At 58.3% G+C, this 21,672-nt stretch carries 22 protein-coding genes and 1 pseudogene; 9 read left to right on the forward strand and 14 right to left on the reverse strand.

What is annotated here, in order from left to right; all coding sequences use genetic code 11:
* The first annotated feature begins 140 nt into the window (after window positions 1-140).
* From CAG47_RS26160 to CAG47_RS26170, 3 genes are all read left to right on the forward strand, one after another.
* Entirely contained in the window at window positions 141-740 is a 600-nt protein-coding gene (locus CAG47_RS26160) for an FMN-dependent NADH-azoreductase (protein WP_085729027.1), read from the forward strand.
* 352 nt (window positions 741-1,092) lie between these two features.
* Complete coding sequence (locus CAG47_RS26165; RefSeq protein ID WP_085729029.1) at window positions 1,093-1,959, forward strand: carboxylate/amino acid/amine transporter; 867 nt, start codon at window positions 1,093-1,095, stop codon at window positions 1,957-1,959.
* A 70-nt stretch (window positions 1,960-2,029) separates the two neighbouring features.
* Window positions 2,030-3,508 (forward strand): S41 family peptidase, encoded by a 1,479-nt coding sequence (locus CAG47_RS26170; protein WP_085729031.1) that lies wholly within the window; start codon window positions 2,030-2,032, stop codon window positions 3,506-3,508.
* 66 nt (window positions 3,509-3,574) lie between these two features.
* Here CAG47_RS26170 and CAG47_RS26175 read toward each other — a convergent pair whose 3' ends face one another.
* On the reverse strand, window positions 3,575-4,873 hold the full coding sequence (locus CAG47_RS26175) for a mechanosensitive ion channel family protein (protein ID WP_085729033.1): 1,299 nt from the start codon (window positions 4,871-4,873) through the stop codon (window positions 3,575-3,577).
* 192 nt (window positions 4,874-5,065) lie between these two features.
* Between CAG47_RS26175 and CAG47_RS26180 the strand changes: the two genes are divergently transcribed.
* Complete coding sequence (locus CAG47_RS26180; protein ID WP_085729035.1) at window positions 5,066-6,406, forward strand: DEAD/DEAH box helicase; 1,341 nt, start codon at window positions 5,066-5,068, stop codon at window positions 6,404-6,406.
* A 63-nt stretch (window positions 6,407-6,469) separates the two neighbouring features.
* On the opposite strand, the gene CAG47_RS26185 is transcribed toward CAG47_RS26180, so the two are convergent.
* The 3 genes from CAG47_RS26185 to CAG47_RS26195 all read right to left on the reverse strand — a co-directional run bounded on the left by CAG47_RS26185 (window position 6,470) and on the right by CAG47_RS26195 (window position 8,610).
* Entirely contained in the window at window positions 6,470-6,745 is a 276-nt protein-coding gene (locus tag CAG47_RS26185; protein ID WP_085729037.1) for a hypothetical protein, read from the reverse strand.
* Window positions 6,746-6,887: 142 nt separating this feature from the next.
* Window positions 6,888-7,670, reverse strand: a complete 783-nt coding sequence (locus CAG47_RS26190; protein WP_158091333.1) for a bifunctional 2-polyprenyl-6-hydroxyphenol methylase/3-demethylubiquinol 3-O-methyltransferase UbiG — start codon at window positions 7,668-7,670, stop codon at window positions 6,888-6,890.
* Window positions 7,671-7,875: 205 nt separating this feature from the next.
* A complete protein-coding gene (locus tag CAG47_RS26195; RefSeq protein ID WP_085729042.1) occupies window positions 7,876-8,610 on the reverse strand; it encodes a thioredoxin family protein in 735 nt (244 codons plus the stop codon).
* A gap of 98 nt (window positions 8,611-8,708) precedes the next feature.
* Between CAG47_RS26195 and CAG47_RS26200 the strand changes: the two are divergent.
* A pseudogene (locus CAG47_RS26200) lies at window positions 8,709-8,807 on the forward strand (transcriptional regulator); the annotation flags it as partial.
* A gap of 117 nt (window positions 8,808-8,924) precedes the next feature.
* Here CAG47_RS26200 and CAG47_RS26205 read toward each other — a convergent pair.
* The 3 genes from CAG47_RS26205 to CAG47_RS26215 all read right to left on the reverse strand — a co-directional run bounded on the left by CAG47_RS26205 (window position 8,925) and on the right by CAG47_RS26215 (window position 10,990).
* The gene (locus CAG47_RS26205) at window positions 8,925-9,794 is read right to left on the reverse strand and encodes a DUF6279 family lipoprotein (RefSeq protein ID WP_085729045.1); all 870 of its coding nucleotides are present in this window, start codon (window positions 9,792-9,794) and stop codon (window positions 8,925-8,927) included.
* A 77-nt stretch (window positions 9,795-9,871) separates the two neighbouring features.
* Complete coding sequence (locus tag CAG47_RS26210) at window positions 9,872-10,594, reverse strand: TorF family putative porin (RefSeq protein ID WP_085729047.1); 723 nt, start codon at window positions 10,592-10,594, stop codon at window positions 9,872-9,874.
* A 207-nt stretch (window positions 10,595-10,801) separates the two neighbouring features.
* Window positions 10,802-10,990 (reverse strand): hypothetical protein, encoded by a 189-nt coding sequence (locus tag CAG47_RS26215; RefSeq protein WP_177409079.1) that lies wholly within the window; start codon window positions 10,988-10,990, stop codon window positions 10,802-10,804.
* 351 nt (window positions 10,991-11,341) lie between these two features.
* Here CAG47_RS26215 and CAG47_RS26220 point away from each other — a divergent pair, with 351 nt between their 5' ends.
* On the forward strand, window positions 11,342-12,178 hold the full coding sequence (locus CAG47_RS26220; RefSeq protein ID WP_085729049.1) for a S1 RNA-binding domain-containing protein: 837 nt from the start codon (window positions 11,342-11,344) through the stop codon (window positions 12,176-12,178).
* Between the two features lie 195 nt (window positions 12,179-12,373).
* Window positions 12,374-13,306, forward strand: coding sequence for a DMT family transporter (locus CAG47_RS26225; protein WP_085729051.1), 933 nt, complete (start codon window positions 12,374-12,376; stop codon window positions 13,304-13,306).
* Here the strand turns inward: CAG47_RS26225 and CAG47_RS26230 are convergent.
* A complete protein-coding gene (locus CAG47_RS26230; protein WP_085729054.1) occupies window positions 13,251-14,432 on the reverse strand; it encodes an MFS transporter in 1,182 nt (393 codons plus the stop codon). The two genes, CAG47_RS26225 and CAG47_RS26230, sit on opposite strands and share 56 nt — an antisense overlap.
* A gap of 104 nt (window positions 14,433-14,536) precedes the next feature.
* On the opposite strand from CAG47_RS26230, the gene CAG47_RS26235 reads away from it, so the two are divergent.
* On the forward strand, window positions 14,537-15,430 hold the full coding sequence (locus CAG47_RS26235) for a LysR family transcriptional regulator (RefSeq protein WP_085729056.1): 894 nt from the start codon (window positions 14,537-14,539) through the stop codon (window positions 15,428-15,430).
* Between the two features lie 135 nt (window positions 15,431-15,565).
* Window positions 15,566-15,694: a PA1414 family protein gene (locus CAG47_RS29180; protein ID WP_007972508.1), complete on the forward strand. Its 129-nt coding sequence runs from the start codon at window positions 15,566-15,568 to the stop codon at window positions 15,692-15,694.
* A gap of 86 nt (window positions 15,695-15,780) precedes the next feature.
* Here CAG47_RS29180 and CAG47_RS26240 read toward each other — a convergent pair whose 3' ends face one another.
* The 6 genes from CAG47_RS26240 to speB all read right to left on the reverse strand — a co-directional run bounded on the left by CAG47_RS26240 (window position 15,781) and on the right by speB (window position 21,409).
* On the reverse strand, window positions 15,781-16,035 hold the full coding sequence (locus CAG47_RS26240; RefSeq protein ID WP_085729058.1) for a phosphopantetheine-containing protein: 255 nt from the start codon (window positions 16,033-16,035) through the stop codon (window positions 15,781-15,783).
* Between the two features lie 70 nt (window positions 16,036-16,105).
* Window positions 16,106-16,831, reverse strand: coding sequence for an MBL fold metallo-hydrolase (locus CAG47_RS26245; RefSeq protein WP_085729060.1), 726 nt, complete (start codon window positions 16,829-16,831; stop codon window positions 16,106-16,108).
* 85 nt (window positions 16,832-16,916) lie between these two features.
* On the reverse strand, window positions 16,917-18,296 hold the full coding sequence (locus tag CAG47_RS26250) for a sodium:solute symporter (RefSeq protein WP_085729062.1): 1,380 nt from the start codon (window positions 18,294-18,296) through the stop codon (window positions 16,917-16,919).
* Between the two features lie 163 nt (window positions 18,297-18,459).
* Window positions 18,460-19,971, reverse strand: coding sequence for a cytosine permease (locus tag CAG47_RS26255; protein ID WP_085729064.1), 1,512 nt, complete (start codon window positions 19,969-19,971; stop codon window positions 18,460-18,462).
* Window positions 19,972-20,044: 73 nt separating this feature from the next.
* On the reverse strand, window positions 20,045-20,449 hold the full coding sequence (locus tag CAG47_RS26260; RefSeq protein ID WP_085729066.1) for a nuclear transport factor 2 family protein: 405 nt from the start codon (window positions 20,447-20,449) through the stop codon (window positions 20,045-20,047).
* A 9-nt stretch (window positions 20,450-20,458) separates the two neighbouring features.
* On the reverse strand, window positions 20,459-21,409 hold the full coding sequence (speB, locus tag CAG47_RS26265; RefSeq protein ID WP_085729068.1) for an agmatinase: 951 nt from the start codon (window positions 21,407-21,409) through the stop codon (window positions 20,459-20,461).
* Window positions 21,410-21,672 lie beyond the last annotated feature (263 nt).

A 21,672-nucleotide genomic window follows, 5' to 3' on the forward strand; every position in this document is an offset into this window, starting at 1 on the left:
CTACAGGGGATGGGCATAGGAGAGCTTATAAACGAATTTCTTGATCGGTTATAGCAGTTATTTGCGCTTTTTCATCGATATGACTCTGTTTAATCTTCACTCCATCGACTTACAGCATTCTCAGATGGAGGCTACATCCCATGTCCCGTGTTCTGATCATCGAAAGCAGCGCCCGCCAGCAAGACTCGGTTTCCCGTCAACTGACCCAGACGTTCATCAACCAGTGGAAAGCCGCACACCCGAATGACCAGATCACCGTCCGGGACCTGGCCGTCAACCCGGTTCCGCACCTGGATATCAACCTGCTGGGTGGCTGGATGAAACCCACCGAGCAGCGCAGCGACATCGAACAGGCGTCGCTGGAACGCTCAAACCAGTTGACCGACGAGCTGCTCGCCGCCGATGTACTGGTCATGGCCGCGCCGATGTACAACTTTGCAATCCCCAGCACCCTCAAAGCCTGGCTCGACCATGTGCTGCGTGCCGGCGTGACTTTCAAGTACACCGAAACCGGCCCGCAAGGCCTGCTCAGCGGCAAGCGTGCTTATGTGCTGACGGCCCGCGGCGGCATCTATGCCGGCAGCACCGCCGATCACCAGGAACCGTACCTGCGTCAGGTCATGGGCTTCATCGGTATCCACGACGTGACCTTCATCCACGCCGAAGGCATGAACCTGGGCGGTGATTTCCAGGAAAAAGGCCTGAACCAGGCGAACGCCAAGCTTTCGCAAGTGGCCTGATACGTTAATCGCCAGATAATCGCTGGATGGTCTAGTGATCTGGCGCAACCCTTCAAGCCTGTACGCGCATCGAACCTCCCTTCGCACTTGTTGCTCCTGAGTGCCCTGGCCCGATTGAACGCTTTAGCGAGATCGGGCTTTTTTTTGCCTGCGATTCGGCTCACACCTGCAACCCCTGTGGGAGCGGGCTTGCTCGCGAAGGCGTCCTGTCAGTCGACATCTTCGCTGCTGACACACCGCTTTCGCGAGCAAGCCCGCTCCCACAAGGTTTTGTGTGTTTTCCGACAGGTCTTGGGGATCGCGATTCAAAACAAAACCCGCTATCGTCGCCGCCATTCGAAATGAGGCGAGCATGGGCTATCTACTTTTTGTCACGCTGATCCAGGCGTTTTCCTTCAGTTTGATCGGCGAATACCTGGCCGGTCATGTCGACAGTTACTTCGCTGTGCTGGTACGCGTAATGCTGGCAGGGCTGGTGTTCATTCCACTGACTCGCTGGCGCTCGGTGGAACCGGCGTTCATGCGCGGCATGCTGCTGATCGGCGCATTGCAGTTCGGTGTGACCTACGTCTGCCTGTACCTGAGCTTTCGCGTACTGACGGTGCCGGAAGTGCTGCTGTTCACCATCCTCACGCCATTGCACGTGACTCTGATTGAAGATGCACTGAATCGTCGCTTCAATCCCTGGGCCCTGATGGCGGCGCTGGTGGCCGTGGCGGGAGCGGCGGTGATTCGCTTCGACCGGATCAACCCGGACTTCTTCCTGGGCTTCCTGTTGCTGCAACTGGCCAACTTCACCTATGCAGCCGGGCAGGTGCTCTACAAACACCTGGTCGCCCGCCACCCGAGCGACCTGCCGCATTACCGGCGTTTCGGCTACTTCTACCTCGGCGCACTGGCGGTGGCGTTGCCGGCGTTTCTGTTGTTCGGCAAACAGAACTTCCTGCCCGAAGCGCCGCTGCAATGGGGTGTGCTGCTGTTCCTCGGCCTGGTCTCCACGGCGTTGGGGCTTTACTGGTGGAACAAGGGTGCGTGCCTGGTCAACGGCGGGACATTGGCGGTGATGAACAACCTGCATGTGCCGGTGGGGTTGCTGATCAATCTGCTGATCTGGAATCAGCATGAAGAGCTGGGGCGATTGTTTCTCGGTGGCGGGGTGATTCTGGCAGCGGTGTGGATCAGCCGGTTGGGGAACAAAGATGTTGCTCAATTGAAGTAGGCCTTGTCGTCGACGCGGTTTTTTATTGGGTGAACCAGGAATCACCACTACGACGTATGGGCCGGCGGGCATGATTAGTATTTTTGATATGAATGTTTTCAACAGGATTCTGGCAGTACTCCTGATGGGGGGCGGTATTGTCGGCGCCGTGTTTGCCGAGGATTCTCGCAAGGATGAATTTGTAGACTTGGCGCTCAGCGACCTTTCTACCGTTCATCAACTTATAGTGAGCGCCCACCCGGGGGCCATAGATCAGGAAAACAGCAATTTTTCTGACTGGGTTGAGCGGGGTTATTCGGAGGCGAAACAACTCTCTCGGCTTGTCGGGTCAAGGAGGGATGCTCAAGCTGTTCTGGGTTTTTATATTTCAGGGTTCAAGGATGGCCACGTAGGCATTTATCAATCCAGAAAAGACAGATCTTCGTGGGCGGGCTTCATCCTGGACAAGAGAGGGGAGGATTTTGTTGTCAGTCATGTTGCAAAGGGGTGGCCTGTGCCCTTGCCTCCCGTCGATTCCAGAGTCATCTCATGTGACGGAAAAGCAGTCAGCGATATATTTGGTAATGAAATATCACCCTATGTAGATCGCAGACTGGATTTGAAATCTACCTGGAGTCACTTGGCCAGGCACTTGACTGTCGATGATGCCGACTATCCAGTACTCGCCAGAAAACGGGCAAACCAATGCCAGGTTGTTCTGTCGAGCGGAGTAAAGCAAAACCATGATCTGCTGTGGCAGGAGGATCGCGGGCAGTTAGCGGATGTTCTGCGTCAACCTCAACCGCCTCAGTCTGTCCAGAACCTCGGAGGTGGACGGTATTGGGTGCATGCATCGAATTTCGCACCTTCGGCAGCCGAGAATGCATCCCTCGAGAAGATGCTCGATGTTCTCGAAAGTATCGATGATGCCAGGTTGGTTGTACTTGATACACGTGGTAATCGTGGCGGTAACAGCCTGGTGGGGGCCAGGATCCTGTCTGCTTTGTTGGGTGACAAGTTTGCAAAAAGCCTGGATGGGTCCTCTCGTTCGTATGCAATGTGGCGGGTTTCTCCGCTGGCGCTTTCAACGCTCAATAACGCTCTGGCCAGTACGGAACGCGATTACGGGAAAAGCAGCGAAGCCTACACATTTGTTTCAGCTTTGCGTGAGTCAATGAACGCTGCGCTTGAGGCGAAGAGAGACTGGTTGCGGCAGCCCGATACGACTTCGCTCGATAAAGACCGTTCGAAAGATTCGAATCAGAAAACATTCAAGGGCCAGCTTGTGCTGGTTACCGATTCGTACTGTGCGAGTGCTTGTCTGGATTTTGCAGATGCCGTTCTAGCCGTTCCCGGAGCGACCCATTTCGGCTTATCGACGAGTGCTGACACGTTGTATATCGATATTGGTTCTCAGGCTTTGCCGAGCGGGGCGCAGTTCTGGTTGCCATTGAAAGTCTGGAGAGGTCGAGTGCGGGGAAATAATCAAAGTTATGATCCGCAATATGTTTTCGATGGCGACATAAATGACACGTCCGCTGTTCAAAAGTGGGTTCTTGGTCACTTTTGAACAGGCCAGCTCCATGCCGCCGGTAGCTCGAAGCGTTTCGGCGGGAGTTTGCGGAGGAGGGGGGCATTACATGATGTGTTTCTCGGCTTCGGGAATATGGCTCGCGCCAAGGACCGCCGGCAGCAATCCGGAGCGTAAGTCCCCGCCGCTCGGCTGCTGGTACAGGCTCAAGCCAAACTCTGGCAGTACCGCCAGCAGGTAGTCGAAAATATCCCCCTGGATCCGCTCGTAATCGGCCCACGCCGTGGTGCCGGTAAAACAGTAGATCTCCAGTGGAATGCCCTGGGCCGTGGTCTGCATCTGGCGAACCATGCAGGTCATGTTCGGCTGGATTCCCGGGTGACTCTTCAGGTAGGCCAGCGCATAGGCGCGGAATGTGCCGATGTTGGTCATGCGGCGGCGGTTGGCGGACATGGCCGCGACGTTGCCCTGGGCTTCGTTCCAGGCCTTGAGTTCGGCCTGTTTGCGGGTCATGTAGTCGGTGAGCAAGTGCACCTGGGACAGCTTCGACTCCTCATCGTCACGCAAAAAGCGTACGCCGCTGGCGTCGATGAACAGGCTGCGTTTGATCCGGCGACCACCAGAAGCCTGCATGCCGCGCCAGTTCTTGAACGACTCGGACATCAGGCGCCAGGTCGGGATCGAGACGATGGTCTTGTCGAAGTTCTGCACCTTGACCGTGTGCAGCGTGATGTCCACCACATCGCCATCGGCGCCCACCTGGGGCATTTCGATCCAGTCGCCGACCCGCAGCATGTCGTTGCTGGTCAACTGCACGCTGGCGACGAACGACAGCAGCGTGTCCTTGTACACCAATAGAATCACCGCCGACATGGCACCCAGGCCCGACAGCAGCAACAGCGGCGAGCGGTCGATCAGGGTGGCGACGATGATGATCGCGCCAAACACGTACAACACCATTTTCGCCAGTTGCACATAGCCTTTGATCGAGCGGGTGCGGGCGTGCTCGGTGCGGGCGTAGATGTCCAGCAGGGCGTTGAGCAGGGCGCTGACTGCCAGCAGCAGAAACAGGAAGGTGAAAGACAGCGCGACGTTGCCGAGGAAATTCAGGCTGGATTTGCTCAGGTCCGGCACCAGATTGAGACCGAACTGGATTACCAGTGACGGCGTGATCTGTGCCAGGCGATGGAACACCTTGTTCTGCAGGAAATCATTGACCCAATGCAAGGCCGGCTGGCGGCCGAGCATTTTGGTCGCGTGCAATATGAGGTAACGCGCCACCCGTCCGAGGAACAGCGCAATCGCCAACAGCAACAACAGCGACAGGCTGGAGTGCACGAGCGGGTGCTGATCGAGGGCACCCCAAAGGTCCAGGACGTTGGTCCAGAGCTGTTTGATATCCATTGTCAAAAACGATTCTTCTGTAGGGCGCGAGAGGGGATTAGAGCATTCAAGACGCTTTGTATTACGTTTGGAGAAAAATCAGGCAACAAAAAACCAACTGTTTACCGCCATTTGCATAAAGAAACTCGGCCTGAGCGCTCGAAACCGTTACCCTATGCAGCTGTTTTTTTGCATTTCTTCGAGGTAGCACCCGTGTTTTCCCAATTCGCCCTGCACGAACGCCTGCTCAAAGCCGTGGCCGAGCTGAAATTTGTCGAGCCAACGCCTGTGCAAGCCGCGGCCATCCCGCTGGCGCTCCAGGGGCGTGACCTGCGGGTGACGGCGCAAACCGGTAGCGGCAAAACCGCTGCATTCGTTTTGCCCATCCTCAACCGTCTGATCGGCCCGGCGAAAATCCGCGTCAGCATCAAGACCCTGATCCTGCTGCCGACTCGCGAACTGGCCCAGCAGACGCTGAAGGAAGTTGAACGCTTCTCGCAGTTCACTTTCATCAAGTCCGGCCTGATCACCGGTGGTGAAGACTTCAAGGTCCAGGCCGCGATGCTGCGCAAGGTGCCGGACATCCTGATCGGTACGCCGGGCCGGATGATCGAGCAGTTGAACGCCGGCAACCTCGACCTCAAGGATGTCGAAGTCCTGGTGCTCGACGAAGCCGACCGCATGCTTGACATGGGCTTTGCCGAAGACGTGCAGCGTCTGGTGGACGAATGCCCGAACCGTCAGCAGACCATGCTGTTCTCCGCCACCACCGGTGGTTCCGGTCTGCGCGAAATGGTCGCCAAGGTCCTGAACAACCCTGAGCACTTGCAGCTCAACGCGGTCAGCCAGCTGAACGACGCTACCCGTCAGCAAATCATCACCGCTGACCACAACCAGCACAAAGAACAGATCGTCAACTGGCTGCTGGCCAACGAGACCTACCAGAAGGCAATCATCTTCACCAACACCCGGGTCATGGCCGACCGCATCTACGGCCGCCTGGTGGCGCAGGAATACAAGGCGTTCGTGCTGCACGGCGAGAAAGACCAGAAGGATCGCAAACTGGCGATCGACCGCCTGAAGCAGGGCAGCGTGAAAATCCTCGTGGCCACCGACGTCGCCGCTCGCGGCCTGGATGTCGACGGCTTGGACCTGGTGATCAACTTCGACATGCCGCGCAGTGGCGACGAATATGTGCACCGCATCGGTCGCACCGGCCGCGCCGGCAACGACGGCCTGGCCATCTCGCTGATCTGCCACGGCGACTGGAACCTGATGTCGAGCATCGAGCGCTACCTCAAGCAGAGCTTCGAGCGCCGTACCATCAAAGAAGTCAAAGGTACTTACAGCGGACCGAAAAAGGTCAAGGCCTCGGGTAAAGCCGCCGGTACGAAGAAGAAAAAGACCGACGCCAAGGGCGACAAGAAGAAAACTGCCGCCAAGACCCCGACCCGGCGCAAGACCGCCAACCGGCCCAAGAGCGACTCGCTGGTGAGCAAGGACGGCATGGCCCCGCTCAAGCGCCGCAAGCCGGAAGCGCCAGCGGCTGAGTAAGTCGTTGTAGAAGGTCCACGAAAAACCCGGACGGTTTCCGGGTTTTTTTATGCCTGGCGTTTATCAGCCTTCGGTTTTTTCCTCAGCCGACTCCAGCTCCTTCAAACGCTGATCGATCAACTGACACTTGTCCGGCAGGTCCTTGGCGGCAGTGCCCAGATCCATCTTCTGCAATTCATCGTTGATTTCCCTGGCCTTGGCCGGATTCTGCTCGGTAAGCCTGGCCACTTGCCGGGCCAGTTGGTCGCGTTTGGCGATGGCTTCTTCGGGGGTGCAGGCCCAGGCGGGCAAGGTACAAGCGAGGGCGATAGCGAGGGTCAGCTTGCTCAGGGTTTTCATAAGTGTCCTCTGTTCCGGTCATGGCAGATATCCGGTTGAGGGGACAACGGCAAGATAAGTTCAGCCGAAGTGGCGAATGATTCCGGTATGGGAGCCCAACAAAAAACGACGTTAGAGTCGATTCTGTTTGCTCACGCCTCGATTACTTGACCGCAATGAATCCTCTTTCCATGGAGATATGCTTGTTTCCATATTTATGAAAAATCGGCACTACACGTGCAGAGGCGCTGCAGACTTTCTGTAACAAGTCGATGGGACGCTGGCCCATGGCAGAAATTTCCCACTCAGCGCCCTTCAAGAAAGGCACACCATAATGAAAGCTTTCAATTGTTGAGAAGCCGATCTCATTTAACGTTTTTTCGATGAGTTCTTTGGAGTGAAATACGTGTTTTGACCAGTTTTCAGGGCACCAGTTTTTCCACAGTTGTGCGCCAACAGCTTCCATGTTCGGCATCGAAAAAAGCAACCTGCCGTTTTTTTTCAACGCGCAAAATGATTTCTCGAGCATAGGTCCCGGATCAATGAAATGTTCCAGGACACCCCAGTGAACGACGGTGTCGTATTGCTGATCAGGCACCCAGCTGCAGATGTCGGCGTTGAGGAAGTGGCCTGAGCATTGATTGATATCAAAGAGCTCCTTGACTACCTTCAGGCCTTCATCCGAGAAGTCGAGTGCGGTGACGTCTGCGTCCATCCATTTTTTCATGGACAAGAGGCGTTTGTTTTCACCGCCACCTCCCAGTTCGAGAATACGAGAGCCCTTGAGCGAACCAAGCCGTTCATGAATCAACTTGGCGAAGAGGCCATTTTTCCCGTAGTAGAAATCTGAACTGCTCAAGGTAGACAGCGAGGACTGTGCAGGGGACCACACACCGTCCCAGTAGCTTTCGTCAGTCACCTTATTCTGGTCTTGTCGTCCTGACATGAATCTCTCCATTTGTTTTTTTAGTGTTGTAACCCTAAGCCGGTCTTGAGCGTAGCCTAAAAAAAAGACAGTTCTGCGGTCAGCCGTCGGCTGACTTTCCGTGCGGGGCGGGTCTCTTCGCGAGCAGGCTCGCTCCGAAAGAGGTCATCGCGAGTACAGGTCCAGTGTGGGAGCGAACCCTCTCGCGATGGCCTCGACGCGGTGATTAACCGCCATGGCAGCAGCTGGATTGCGCTTGCTCTTCGTAGCGGTCGTGATGCCGTACCCACTCCATGATTTCGTCTTCGTTGCGGCCTTTGGGCGTCAGGTCGAGGTAATTGTAGGCGCCGACCAGCAGGTCCAGGCCCCGGGCATAAGTGGAGTAGGTATGGAAGATTTCTCCGGCGTCATTGCGATAAAAAACGCTGAGACCGGGGAGTTCTTCCTCGGATCCGTCGGTTTTTTCGTAGTTGTACGTAGCCTTCCCGGCGGCGACGTCTTCCGCTCGGGCACAGACGCCAAAGTCGTAGTTGAAATCGCATCCTTCTGACGATAGCCAGTCGAACTTCCAGCCCATACGCCGTTTGAAGGCCTGGAATTCGGCGAACGGTGCGTGGGAAACCGCTACCACGGCCACGTCATGATGGGCCAGGTGCAGGTTGGCGCCGTCGATGTGATCGCTGAGGTACGAGCAACCGGGGCAGCCCTCGTCCCAGCCCTCGGCGAACATGAAGTGGTAGATCACCAACTGGCTGCGCCCCCCGAACAGATCCGCCAGTTTCAGTTCGCCATTGGGTCCCTGGAAGTGGTAGTCCTTGTCGATTTTCACCCAGGGCAGGGCGCGGCGTTCGGCACTGAGTTTGTCCCTTTCCTTGGTGAAGGCTTTCTCGCGGGCCAGGTGCTGTTTGCGAGCGGCGAGCCATTCTTCCCGCGATACGACGGGATGGTTCTGAATGTTCATGTTGTTTTCTCCTGCGTGGGGCGGGGAGGTGACTTACACAGCCTAGTCGTTTGGCTTGCGTGGATTTCGACATGCCGCCGGTCGGTCGTCGGCAACAACCTGGCAATGATCACCCGCGACAGGTACTGGACGAGCAGGAGGATGCGCTGGATGAGGCGACGTTCGATGAGGTAGCGTCGAAGGCGCAGATTGCCTGACGTTGTGTGATCCCTGGGGGAGCGAGCTCGCGATTGCAATGTCACATTCAGCATTGATGTTGACTGATACAGCGCAATCGAGAGCAGGCTCGTTTCCACATGGGGCTTGCGTAGGTCTCAGCCTTGTTTCGCCGCTTTCAGGCACTTCAAGTCACTGAAATCCTGCTTCACGCCTTCGATTTTCTTCAGCAATCGTTCGCGCTGGTTTGGCGTGCTGTCCGCCATCAGATCCACGAACAGTGAACGCGCCTGGGCTTCGGTGTTGGCGAAGGCTTGACGATAGGCGGGCGTCCACAAGCTTTCACGATTGACCAGAAGTATCTCGATCCGTTGTGGGAATTGTGGACTGTGGCGTTGCGCAACGGCAGCGCTGAACTGCTTCTGCCAATGGGCCCGGTTGGCAATCCACTGGGTGTTCTGATCGCCCAAGGCGCTGGACCATGTGGTTATCCGTTGTCGCTGGGTGCTGTTCAGTGGCCCGAACCAGTCGTTCAGGCGCTTTTCCATGCGTTCGCCACGTTCCTTGATCTGCTGGTCGAGGGACGGCTTGAGGTATGCCTCCTGGCGTTTGCGCTGGTCCTTGGCAAAGGCCTCATTCATCTCGGCGACTTGATGATCATCCAGCCCTTGCAGTAGTTCGATGGCCGAAGGGGTGATTTCCCGCGCGATCTCGGCGATCGCCTGTTCGGCTTCGTGGGTACGGGCCTGCAAGGCGGCATCGCTGACCTGGTCGGTGGCGATCATGGTCTGCAAGCGGTCAAGCCAGTCGAGGTAGCCGGGTAATTGGGTGGTGCAGTGCCAGTTCAGGTGTTCCTTCAGGCGTTCGTCCAGCCAGCTTTTTTGCTCGCCGTTCATGTCCAGGTAGTCGCTGAGTGTCCACGGGATGATCACGTCGAGGTTGCGATAAGCCAGACCTATGCGGCTGCAGGCGCCGAGAGCGAGGGCAACGGTCAGGACCATGGCGATGTAATTGAACCAGCGGGACATGGGCGAATCCTTGCTAAAGCCAGCATTCGGGGGCTGATTCTCATGTGAGCCCGGGTTGAGCCCGGCAGTTCAGCCGATCAATGGAATACGTGTTCGGCCTTGAGGGTAACCAGCCCGTCGCACTGGCTGTTGTGCCCGGCGTAAGCCGAACAATCGCTGCCGCGCAGACTGGAGTCACTGTAGATCAGGTCAAGGTCGATACCCATGAACGGACGGGACAATTTCAGCGACCAATCGGTAAAACTTCCTACGTATCCGCCATCCACCGCCACTGGTGCGTTGAATTGATGGCTGGTGTATTTCAGGCTGATGCCGATACCGAATGGTTGATTGCCGCTCAAATTGGCGAACAGGGTGTTGTTCTGTTTGTCCGGGTCATTGCTGAAGGCGATGCCGAATCGGCTGCCGAGCAGAGTCAGGCCGCCGAACAGTTCCTGGCTGTCGGGGGTCGTGACTTCGGGGTAGCTGTAGCGGATCAGACCCACTTCGTAGCCGAGGACCTGGTCGAAAGGCTGTTTAAAGCCCATGTAGGAGTCGATCTCGAGGTTTTTCCCAGAGCTGATGCCCATGCTGGGCGTCCATTGGCCTACATAGAAACCGCTCTCGTGGCTCAGGTCCAGGCCACCGTGGAACGAGCCGACGGCCGAAGGTTTGACCAGGCCCTGGGCCATGCTGCGGGTGGGAGTGGTACCGAGCTTGAGGTCGAAGGCTCCCATCTCGCGCTGGAAGATTTGTGCATGTGCTTCAGAGCAGGCCAACAGGCTGCCGAGCAATGCCGATAAACAGGAAAGTTTGAACATGCGTCACTCCATGAACAGCGAGGGCAGGCTGGCAGGCCCGCTGGAACGCTTGATCCAGACGCGTGCAAGGATACCGGCGAATGATCGGTGGCGTAGGCCGTTCGTCGATTTCCACAGGAAACGAAGGTGTGTCGGAGGGAGAAACGAGGGTTCCAGTCCAAGCGCTTCGAAGCTCAAAGCGCTTTGGGACCAGGTGGCGCGAGGGGGTTACTTTTTGCCCAGGGTGATCTGCTTGGACGGGCCGAACGTCTGGCCGCTGACGCCTTTGGCAATTTGCTGGATTTCACCGCCGGACTTGAGAAACGCTGCTATCTGGCTATTGATCGATTCGCTGGTTTCGACGGCTGGAGCTGGTTTTGCTTTGACGGTGGATGCTTTTACGCGCATGGCGGCCATTAACCTGTAGAAAATTAAATTGGCCAGGCATCGTACAGGAATTACCTGATAACTGCTTGGCAAATATCCCCTCGCAATAATCGTGAGATCAGGGTAAACCGTCATCGGCCCATATTCGAAACAGGTGTCTAAGTCGCTGTTTTAACTAAGAACATTACCTGGAAAAATACCGCGTTACGCTCGCCTGAGCATGGCGTAAATGCCCGGATTGGTCTGACGAGCGGCCAGATGAGCATTGAAAACCCCGGAAAATCAAAGCCTTCAGAGGATTTTCGCGCACCACCTGGCCGGTTGCCCAACGCGGTGCTTAAAACCGGGTAGAATGCCGCCCACGCAATGAGGGTATTGGACATGGCATTAGTCGGGCGTTACAACAGTTTGCAAGTGGTTAAACACACTAACTTCGGTTTATATCTGGACGGTGGCGCGGATGGCGAAATCCTTCTGCCCAATCGTTATATTCCAAAAGATATTCCCAGCGAAGATGAAGACTGGCTCAATGTTTTTGTTTATCTGGACAGCGATGACAAACTCATCGCAACTACCGAAAAGCCGAAAGTTCAAGTTGGTGAGTTTGCCAGTTTGAAAGTTGTTGAAGTCAACAGTATCGGCGTATTCCTCGACTGGGGTTTACCGAAAGACCTGTTGCTGCCGTTCTCCGAGGAGAAGCGCCAGATGTCGGCGGGCGAGTATGTGGTGGTGCACGTCTACCTCGACAAACACACCCGCCGCATCACCGCGACGGCGCGCCTGGATCGTTATCTGGACAAGGTCCCGGCCAACTATACCGCGGGCCAGGAAGTGGATTTGCTGGTGGCCGAAGCCACGGACATGGGCTTCAAGGCCATCATCAACAACAAGCATTGGGGCCTGATCCACAAGAACGAAATCTTCAAGTTCATGCGCGCCGGGAAAGAGGAAAAGGGCTTCATCAAGGAAGTTCGCGCCGACGGCAAGATCAGCCTGAGCCTGCAACCGGTCGGTCAGGACGCGGCCACCAGCCTGAACTCGAAGATCCTCGCCAAGTTGCGTGAAAACAACGGCAGCCTGGCGGTGAGCGACAAGAGCGATCCAGCGTTGATCAGCAGCCTGTTTGGTGTCAGCAAGGGGAACTTCAAGAAGGCTATCGGTGCGCTGTACAAGAGTGGCCAGATCGTCATTCATTCCGATCGCATCGAACTTAGCTGATGCTCTGACAATATGCAGGGCCAGGATGGCGCAAGCAGAGACGTAGAGGTCTCTGGCAGGCGGCATTTTCTGGCCTTCTGGTTAATAATTGACAACAGAATTTTTCGCCCCGGTGTTTTCTCTTCAACGAGAAGGCCGGGGCTTTGCTTTTACTGCCGAGTCTTTTGCCATGGATTGTGTCTTCGAGGTGTTCCGGTGAGCGCCACCCGGCGCAGTGCCGACGGGTTTGCCCTGCAAGTGATGATCGGGTTGTGCCTGGTCTGGGGCGTTCAACAGGTGATGATCAAGTGGGCTGCGGCTGATATCGCGCCGGTGATGCAGGCGGCCGGACGTTCCGGCATGTCGGCGTTGCTGGTCGGGCTGTTGATCTGCTGGAAGGGCGGCTGGAACCAGGTGAGTACGACCTGGCGAGGCGGTCTGCTGGCCGGTGCCTTGTTCGGTCTGGAGTTCTTCTTCATTTCCGAAGGTTTGCAACTGACCACGGCGGCGCACATGTCGGTGTTCCTTTATACCGCGCCGATCTTCACCGCGTTGGGTGTGCACTGGTTGTTGCCCAGTGAGCGTTTGCGACCTTTGCAATGGCTGGGGATTGTCCTGGCTTTTATCGGGATTGCCATCGCGTTTGCCGGTGGGGTGTCCTGGGGCAACCTTGATTACCGCATGTTGATGGGCGATGCCCTGGGTGTGCTGGCGGGCGCGGCCTGGGGGGCGACCACGGTAGTGGTGCGTGCCTCGCGCTTGTCGGAAGCGCCGGTGACCCTGACGCTGTTCTATCAGTTGATCGTCGGTTTCTTCGGTTTGTTGTTGATCGCACTGCTCAGCGGCCAGATCACCCATGTCAGCCTGACCACCGTTGCGCTGACCAGCGTGCTGTTTCAGGGTGTGGTCGTGTCCTTTTTCAGTTACCTGGTCTGGTTCTGGTTGTTGCGCCGTTACCTGGCGGCCAACCTCGCGGTGTTTTCGTTCATGACGCCGTTGTTTGGCGTCACGTTCGGTGTCGTGCTGCTCGGCGAGGAACTGAGCTTGAACTTCGTCATCGGCGCAGTGCTGGTGTTGGCGGGCATCACTTTTGTCAGCGCCGAGCAGTGGTTGCGCCGGCGTTTGCGCAAAGCCCTCGGGCAGCACTGACCGGTACGAGCGACAGGCCGCCGGCGATCAGCAGGCCGCAGCCGGCGACCACCAGTGCCGGTTGCAGACCGCCACTGAAATGACTGCTCAACGCCGCCAGCAATGGCCCGCTCAGCTGGCCCACGGCGAAGCAGGCCGTCAGCAGGCCAGCATTGCGCTGGGTGGCGTGGGGCGCCAGTTCCCGGGAACGCTGCATCACCAGTTGCATGCAGGCCAGGAACGGCGTGCCGCACAGCACCACACCCAACGCCAGGCCTGGCCCGTTGCCCAGCAGGCAAGCGAATACACCAGCGGCTTGCAGCCATAAGGTCGCCATCAGCCAGTGACGCGTCGCGCCGGTGTTTTGCCGACGCAGACTCACCAACACCACGCCCGTGGCAGCCGCAAGACCGAAGCACGGCCAAAACAGATCAGCCTGCCATTGACCATGGAATTGCGCGTTGGCCATTTGCGAGAGAAAGGTCGCGGGGATGATGTAGCCCAAACCGTACAAGGCATAAATCCAGCCCAGGCGACCGATGCCTTGGGTGCCCGACAAGTCGGCGCCGGGCGCAGCGGTCGCGGTTGCGCCCGGTTGTGGCAGGAACGGCAGAATCCCCAGCAGCATCGCCAGCGCCACGGCGGCGTATACCAGCCACAGGGTTGCGGAAGTCTGGCCCAGCAGATTCGAGCCCAGGGCCAACAAGCCGGTCAGAAAAATCCCCAGGCCCGGTCCGGCGAAGACCAGGGCGCCAAGCCGGGGACGCCCGGCCGCTGCCGCAAGCGGTTGGCTCAGTGCGGTGATCATCACCAGCACCCAGGCGCTGGCCACGCCGGTGCCGAAACGCAGCAGCAGGTGTGACCAGAAACCATTGGCCCAGAACGACGCCAGGGTCAGCAGCACGCAAAGCCACAACCCGCCCAGCAAGCGCCCGCGCACTTGCGCCGGACGCCGGGAGAACATGGCATCCACCGCGCCGATTAAATATCCGAGGTAGTTGGCGGCGGCAATCAGTCCGGCGGCGGTCAGGTCGATCTGGCCTTCACTGAGCAGGTGCGGCAGTTGCGGTGTCAGGGCAAAACGGCCGATACCCATGGCCATCATGAGGGCAACGAAACTGGCGGATAAGCGAATCAGGGGAGACATGGTCGGGATTCCGTTTAGAGGACTGATGACCGTCAGGCTAGGACTGATTGACTTTCTTTAAAAATGAATAATATTGAGCAAGTTGTTCTTTTTTGGAGAGTGTCGTGGAGTTCAACCAATTGCGCATCTTCCAGGCGGTGGCCGAAGAAGGTTCCATCACCCGTGCTGCCGAGCGGTTGCATCGAGTGCCGTCGAACCTGTCGACCCGGCTCAAGCAGTTGGAAGAACAACTGGGTGTCGAACTTTTCCTGCGCGAGCGTCAGCGCTTGCAGCTATCACCTGCGGGAAAAGTCTTGCTGGACTACACCGCCAAGCTGTTTGCCTTGCGCGACGAAGCCAGCGCGGCAGTGCAGGGCGGGCAACCGGCGGGTGATTTTGTGCTTGGCACCATGTACAGCACGGCGGCGATTCACCTGCCGGGGTTGTTGGCGCGTTACCACCGGATGTATCCGGCGGTAAATCTGCAAGTGCAATCCGGACCCAGCGGTGAATTGCTCGAGGGCCTGCTTGCCGGCCGTCTCGATGCGGCGCTGGTGGATGGTCCTCTGGAATTGGCCGGACTCGACGGTGTGCCCTTGTGCGAAGAACGCCTGGTGCTGATCAGCGAGGCCGACCATCCGCCGGTGCACAGTGCGCTGGATGTGCAAGGACGCGCGGTGTTCACCTTTCGCCAGGGCTGTTCCTACCGCATGCGCCTGGAGGCCTGGTTCGCCCATGACCACGCAGCCATGGGGCGGGCGATGGAGATCGAGTCCTATCCGGGGATGCTCGCCTGCGTGATTGCCGGTTCCGGTGTGGCATTGATGTCGGAGTCGATGCTCGCCAGCTTGCCGGGCCGTGAAAGCGTGGCGGTGCATCCCTTGGCCGAACCGTTTGCCAGCGCTACCACCTGGCTGATGTGGCGCAAGGGCATGGTCGGCGCCAACCTGAATGCCTGGATCGAGCAGCAACAGGTGGTTTTTCCGCAGGCACCGGTGCAGACCCAGGAAATTGCCTGAACAATGGCTGATTGTGTTGGATTCAGTAACAGATCATTGCCACTTTGCGCGAGCATTGCGTAGGACTTCGGACTATTATCTGTGCGAAGGGGCTACAGAATCTGGGCCGCTCGGCACTACCCTGAAGGGGGCACCATGAAAGAGAAAATCCAAAACTGGCTGCATGACCTGGGCGTGGCTCTCGGTTTGATCGAGCCGCCTCTGCAACCCGTGCCTGTTCGTACCGACGACGAACAACGTCGGCGGCAGCAACGGCGCCGGTAAAGGCAGGCAACACCTGACAGGTGAAAGGCTTTCCGTGGCGAGGGAGCAAAATCCCTTGCCGCTTCGTGTACGTTTGATCGCCGGCCTTAGTGCCGCCCGATCTCCAGCAAAAACCGGCTCAAATCATTCGCTGTCCTGGCGGATTTCAGCATCCGGTCTTCCTCGGCGGTAAACGCCGTTACCCCCAGCTCATCTTCCAGATGGAAGATCAGTTCTTCGATATCTTCCTTATCCAATCCCAACTGCACCAGGCTGGCGTTGTCGTCGAAGCCATCCCGCCCTTCCAGCAGACGGCTGATAAAGCGATGCACGGCAGCACGAACGTCGTCTTTTTTTCTCATGAGCGTTCTTCCAGGAGATCGGCGTAGTTCTCCCTGCCGGTGTCGTTCCTGCCGTTGAGTACAGCAGGTTTTAGCCGTGTGAGCGCTGCCATTGGTCAATCATGCTGCGCAAATGTTCCCCGGAAAAACTGCCGAAATGTCCGCCATGCACCGTACGGATCGGCAGCGCATGCAAGCGTTGCAGGCTGCGGGCGTAGTCGTCGAGATTGGAATGGTAGGCGTCTTCGATCAGCGGGCCGTCGTAGATGATGTCGCCGCTGAACAGCGTCTCGGTGGCAGCTTCGTACAGGCAGATGCCGCCTGGCGAATGTCCCGGTGTGTGTACGACCTGCAATACCCGATTGCCCAGGTCCAGCACATCTCCGTCTTGGACAAATCCCGTGGCCGGTGCGGCCTTGACCCGATACTCGGCGTAGCACAGCGGGCAATCGGGGTGGGCTTCGAACATATCGTCGCCGACAAAAGCCTTGCTCAGATCGTTGTTGCCATCGGGTGCAGCGAGAATGTCCGCCTCGGCCGGATGCACCAGGCGCTCTTTGAATTCGTGATGACCGGCGATGTGGTCGAAATGGCAGTGGCTGGCCACGGCCACCAGCGGCCGTTCGGTGATCCACGGCAGTTGCTCGCGCAGACTGACCAGGCCCGAGCCACTGTCCAGCAGCAGGTCTTTGTCCCGGCCCTGGATGTGCCAGAGGTTGCAGCGGTAGAACGGGCGGATATACGGCTCGTGGATCAAGCGAATGCCGTCGTTGAGCGATTTCACCTCGAACCACTGGTCACGAGAAACAATCTTCATGAAACGTATTCTCCAGACGAAAAAAAACGGGTGTGGCAACCGACGCCACACCCGTCGAAGAAAGCATCAAGTCGTTATGTATAGCTTAGGCAGCGCTGGCCACTGTCACCGGGCGGCGAGACATCAGGCTCACCACTACGAAACTCACCAGGCCTACGCCGAGGCTGTAGTAGATCGGGGTGTTGGCGTCCAGACCGTCCTTGAACATGAACAGCAGCGCGGTGGCGAAGCCCATGCCCATGCTGGCGATGGCGCCGGCGGTGGTGGCGCGTTTCCAGAAGATGGCGCCGATCAGCGGGATCAGCATGCCGCCCACCAGCAGGTTGTAGGCCAGGGTCAGGGCGCTGATCACGTCGTTGACCACCAGTGCAATGCCGAGTACCACGATGCCGGTCAACAGGGTGAACAGACGGTTGATCGCCAGGCTCGACTGTTTACCGCCACGCAGTTTCGGCAGCAGGTCTTCGGTCAGGGTGGTGGCAGCGGCCAGCAGGCCGGCGCTCGCGGTGGACATCATGGCGGCCAGTGCGGCAGCGATCACCAGGCCACGGATACCGTCCGGCAGGGACAGTTTGACGATGGCGGCGAAGGCGTTGTTGACGTTGTCCAGATCCGGGATCAGTACGTGTGCGGCCATGCCGATCAGGGCGCAGGCCAGACCGTAGAGGATGCAGTAGATACCGGCAGCGGTACCGGCAACCTGAGCCACTTTGGCGGTCTTGACGGTGAACACCCGTTGCCAGATGTCCTGACCGATCAGGATGCCGAAGAAGTAGATCATGAAGTAGGTGATGATGGTGTCCCAGCCGATGGTGGTGAAGCTGAAGCTCGCCGCCGGCAGTTTCGTCACCAACTCATCCCAGCCGCCGACGCGGTACATGCAGATTGGCAACAGGATGAACATCAGGCCTACGGTCTTGATGATGAACTGGACGATGTCGGTCAGGGTCAGGGACCACATGCCGCCGATGGCCGAGTAGATCACCACGACGCCGCCGCCGAGCAGTACCGAAATCCAGAACGGCAGGCCGAACAGCACTTGCAGAACGGTGCCGATTGCCAGGATCGAGGTCACGCCGATCATCAGCGCGTAGGCCAGCATGATCGCCGCGCTCGCGGAGCGGGCCATCGGGTTGTAGCGTTTTTCCAGCACCTGGGTAACGGTGTAGATCTTCAGTTTCAGCAGCGGTTTGGCGAGAAACAGGTTCAACGCGACGATGCCGCAACCCAGTGCGGCACATAGCCAGAAACCGGAGATGCCATGCACGTAGCCCAGACGCACAGTGCCCACGGTGGACGCGCCGCCCAGAACGGTGGCAGCCATGGTGCCCATGTACAGGCTTGGGCCCAGGTTACGACCGGCGACCAAAAAGTCTTCGTTGGTCTTGGCCTTGCGCATGCCGTAGTAGCCGAGTAGCAGCATCGCGGCGGCGTAGATGAGTACGACGAATAAATCCAAAGCCATTATGGCGTGTCTCCGATTGTCTTTTTTATGTGGAACAAAAGCGATTTTGTGGGGTTGCTTTCTGTGGGAGCGAGCCTGCTCGCGAATGCGGTCTATCAGTCACATCAATGTTGAATGTGCCGCAGTCTTCGCGAGCAGGCTCGCTCCCACAGGCGTATCTGTGTCAGGCAGGCTGACGTAATTCCGGTTTCGCCGTGATGCTTGTGCTCTTGCTGCGAGGGTCGTTCGGGCCGAACACTTCGCGCGGTTCCGGGAACAGGCTCAGCAGCGCCAGGTACACCAGCGAGGCCAGGCCCAAAGTCACTGGCAGGCTGATATCGATGCCTCCGGCAATCTCGCCCAGTGGACCGACAAACTGCCCCGGCAGGTTGACGAAGCACAGGCCGACGGCCGCGCTCGGGATCCAGGCACCCAGGCCACGCCAGTTCCAGCCGTGGGTGAACCAGTAGCGGCCACCTTTCTCGCCACGGGTGAACACTTGCAGGTCATCCGGGCAGTAGAAGCCGCGGCGCACCAGCAGGCCGATGATCATGATCACCATCCAGGGGGTGGTGCAGGTGATGATCAACACGGCGAAGGTCGACACGCTCTGCACCAGGTTGGCCGCGAAGCGCCCGATGAAGATGAAGGCAATCGACAGTACACCGATCAGCAGCGTGGCCTTGACTCGCGACAGCACTCGCGGGAACACGCTGGACATGTCCAGGCCGGTACCGTAGAGCGAGGTGGTGCCGGTGGACATGCCGCCGATCACGGCAATCAGGCACACCGGCAGGAAGAACCAGCTCGGCGATACCGCCAGCAGGCCGCCGACATAGTTGTTGGCCGCAATGTAGTCGGGCGCCCTGACCGCTACGATGGTGGCGGTGATGAGGCCGAACAGGAACGGGATGAACGTCGCGACCTGCGAGATCACCACCGCGGCCATGATCCGCCGCTTGGAGGTGTCACGTGGAATGTAGCGTGACCAGTCGCCAAGGAACGCGCCGAAGGAAATCGGGTTGCTCATGGCCACGAGCGCAGCGCCAATGAACGCCGCCCAGAAACCTGGTTGCCCCATGTTGACGGTGCCGGCGTAGTTCGCATCGAAAGGACCGGCGAAAGCGAGGACGCCCAGCAGGAACAGCAGGCTGGCACTCCATACCGCGATCTTGTTGACCCACAGCAGGAAGCGGAAGCCATAGATGCACACGGTCAATACCAGAACAGCGAACAGACCGTAGGCCAGGCCCAGGGTCAGGTCGGTTTCCGGCAGGCCGATCAGGCGTTTGGCGCCACCGATCAGCGCATCACCCGAGCTCCACACCGAGAGCGAGAAGAAGGCGATGGCGGTCAACAGCGACAGGAACGAACCGACGATCCGCCCGTGCACGCCGAAGTGCGCACCGGAAGACACGGCGTTGTTGGTGCCGTTGATCGGGCCGAACAGGCCCATCGGCGCAAGGATCAGCGAACCCAGCAATACGCCCAGCACAATCGCCCAGGCGCCCGCCTGGAAAGACAGGCCGAACAGTACCGGGAAACTGCCAAGTACGGCGGTAGCAAAGGTATTCGAACCACCGAAGATCATCCGGAACAAGTCCGTCGGGCCTGCGGTGCGTTCGTTATCCGGGATCTGCTCGACCCCGTGGGTTTCAATTTGTGTAAGGCTTTGGTCTTTGTTGTTGTTATTCATGATCAGCTCCGATCATAAAGGCGCGCTCATCGTGCGTGAGCGTCACCTGTGTTGGCCAAGGGGTTGGCAGTCGTTACGGCATCGCGGACAAATGTTCGTGGCAGGCCAGCCATGGGCCTTGTCGTTCCGGGCCAGACGCCTGTTTCTTGAAAACAATCGTCTCGCGCTCCTGGCTAAAGTGCTGCTCCCCTTGCATGCGCAGCTCGGTGGCTACGTCATGGATGAAAATCGCTACGTCACCCTGCAGGCTGACGAAAGCGTTGCTCGAGGTGCACGAGAGCACCTCGAAGCCATCCTCGGCGCGCCAGCTGTCCCACATCGCCTGATAGGCGTCGCGCGACAGCAGGGGCTGTTCGAGGGTGTAGAAGACGAAGCTGGCATCGGCGCTGAACGCGCCGAAGTAGGCTTCGCGATCGTTGCGGGCAAAAGCGGCCACCAGGTCGGCGGCGGCTTTCAGTACCTGATCACGTTCGTTCATGAACCATCCTCAGCGATGGACTACGCCAGGCAGTACGCAGAGCATTTCGTACAGCAGGTTGGCGGCCAGCAGTGAGGTGTTACCCGTGGTGTCGTAAGCGGGCGAGACTTCTACCAGATCGCAACCGACCAGGTCGAGGCCTTGGCAGCCACGAACGATCTCGATCGCCTGGATGGTCGTCAGGCCGCCGATTTCCGGGGTGCCGGTACCGGGTGCCCAGGCTGGGTCGATGCCGTCGATGTCGAAGCTGAGGTAGACAGGGCCGCCGCCGACTTTCTCGCGGACTTCAGCCATCAATGGCTCAAGCGATTTGTGCCAGCACTCTTCGGCCTGGACCACACGGAAGCCCTGGTTGCGGCTCCAGTTGAAGTCGTCAGCGGTGTAGCCCTGGGCGCGCAGGCCAATCTGCACGACACGGTCCGGGTCCAGCAGGCCTTCTTCGACGGCGCGGCGGAAGGTGGTGCCGTGGGCGATTTTCTCGCCGAACATGTGATCGTTCACATCGGCGTGAGCGTCGATGTGGACCAGGCCGACCTTGCCGTGCTTTTTATGGATGGCACGCAGGATCGGCAGGGTGATGGTGTGGTCGCCGCCCAGGGTCAGCGGGATCACGTTGTGCTCGAGGATGTCGTCGTAGGCTTCTTCGATGATGCGTACGGCGTCCAGCAGGTTGAAGGTGTTGATCGCCACGTCGCCGATGTCGGCAACCGACAGCGAGTCGAACGGCGCAGCACCGGTGGCCATGTTGTAAGGACGGATCATCACCGATTCGGTGCGAATGTCGCGAGGCCCGAAACGGGTGCCAGGGCGCAGGGAGGTACCGATGTCCAGCGGCACGCCTACGAAGGCAGCGTCCAGGCCGGCGGCAGTTTCCAGGTGGGGGAGTCGCATCATGGTGGCGATGCCGCCGAAGCGCGGCATTTCGTTGCCGCCCAGTGGTTGGTGAAGAATCTTGTCCACGGGTAGGGCCTCATCGTCGTTGTTTTATTTATTGGGTTGCACCCTGTACGGAAGCACGGGGGCACCTTGTGGCGCCGATTCTGCGAAATGTAGTGACCGGGAAGAATCGCTACGGGCAAATACTTAGTTCAGATTTTTCTAAACTAATGACCGGGGCAGCGGTAGACTTCCTTCCATATGCATAACCCGATGCCAGACGCAAACCTTGTGGGGGCGAGCCTGCTCGCGATAGCGGTGGGTCAGTCAACATTGATGCTGATTGT

Origin of the sequence: Pseudomonas sp. R37(2017) (assembly GCF_002113375.1) — a bacterium.
Lineage (GTDB): Bacteria > Pseudomonadota > Gammaproteobacteria > Pseudomonadales > Pseudomonadaceae > Aquipseudomonas.

Bases quoted from the DNA above. Each gene is read 5' to 3' on its own strand.
- CAG47_RS26160 (WP_085729027.1), top strand. From the start codon at position 141: ATGTCCCGTGTTCTGATCATCGAAAGCAGCGCCCGCCAGCAAGACTCG.
- CAG47_RS26165 (WP_085729029.1), top strand. From the start codon at position 1,093: ATGGGCTATCTACTTTTTGTCACGCTGATCCAGGCGTTTTCCTTCAGT.
- CAG47_RS26170 (WP_085729031.1), top strand. From the start codon at position 2,030: ATGATTAGTATTTTTGATATGAATGTTTTCAACAGGATTCTGGCAGTA.
- CAG47_RS26175 (WP_085729033.1), bottom strand. From the start codon at position 4,873: ATGGATATCAAACAGCTCTGGACCAACGTCCTGGACCTTTGGGGTGCC.
- CAG47_RS26185 (WP_085729037.1), bottom strand. From the start codon at position 6,745: ATGAAAACCCTGAGCAAGCTGACCCTCGCTATCGCCCTCGCTTGTACC.
- CAG47_RS26190 (WP_158091333.1), bottom strand. From the start codon at position 7,670: ATGTCAGGACGACAAGACCAGAATAAGGTGACTGACGAAAGCTACTGG.
- CAG47_RS26195 (WP_085729042.1), bottom strand. From the start codon at position 8,610: ATGAACATTCAGAACCATCCCGTCGTATCGCGGGAAGAATGGCTCGCC.
- CAG47_RS26205 (WP_085729045.1), bottom strand. From the start codon at position 9,794: ATGTCCCGCTGGTTCAATTACATCGCCATGGTCCTGACCGTTGCCCTC.
- CAG47_RS26210 (WP_085729047.1), bottom strand. From the start codon at position 10,594: ATGTTCAAACTTTCCTGTTTATCGGCATTGCTCGGCAGCCTGTTGGCC.
- CAG47_RS26215 (WP_177409079.1), bottom strand. From the start codon at position 10,990: ATGGCCGCCATGCGCGTAAAAGCATCCACCGTCAAAGCAAAACCAGCT.
- CAG47_RS26220 (WP_085729049.1), top strand. From the start codon at position 11,342: ATGGCATTAGTCGGGCGTTACAACAGTTTGCAAGTGGTTAAACACACT.
- CAG47_RS26230 (WP_085729054.1), bottom strand. From the start codon at position 14,432: ATGTCTCCCCTGATTCGCTTATCCGCCAGTTTCGTTGCCCTCATGATG.
- CAG47_RS29180 (WP_007972508.1), top strand. From the start codon at position 15,566: ATGAAAGAGAAAATCCAAAACTGGCTGCATGACCTGGGCGTGGCTCTC.
- CAG47_RS26240 (WP_085729058.1), bottom strand. From the start codon at position 16,035: ATGAGAAAAAAAGACGACGTTCGTGCTGCCGTGCATCGCTTTATCAGC.
- CAG47_RS26245 (WP_085729060.1), bottom strand. From the start codon at position 16,831: ATGAAGATTGTTTCTCGTGACCAGTGGTTCGAGGTGAAATCGCTCAAC.
- CAG47_RS26250 (WP_085729062.1), bottom strand. From the start codon at position 18,296: ATGGCTTTGGATTTATTCGTCGTACTCATCTACGCCGCCGCGATGCTG.
- CAG47_RS26255 (WP_085729064.1), bottom strand. From the start codon at position 19,971: ATGAATAACAACAACAAAGACCAAAGCCTTACACAAATTGAAACCCAC.
- CAG47_RS26260 (WP_085729066.1), bottom strand. From the start codon at position 20,449: ATGAACGAACGTGATCAGGTACTGAAAGCCGCCGCCGACCTGGTGGCC.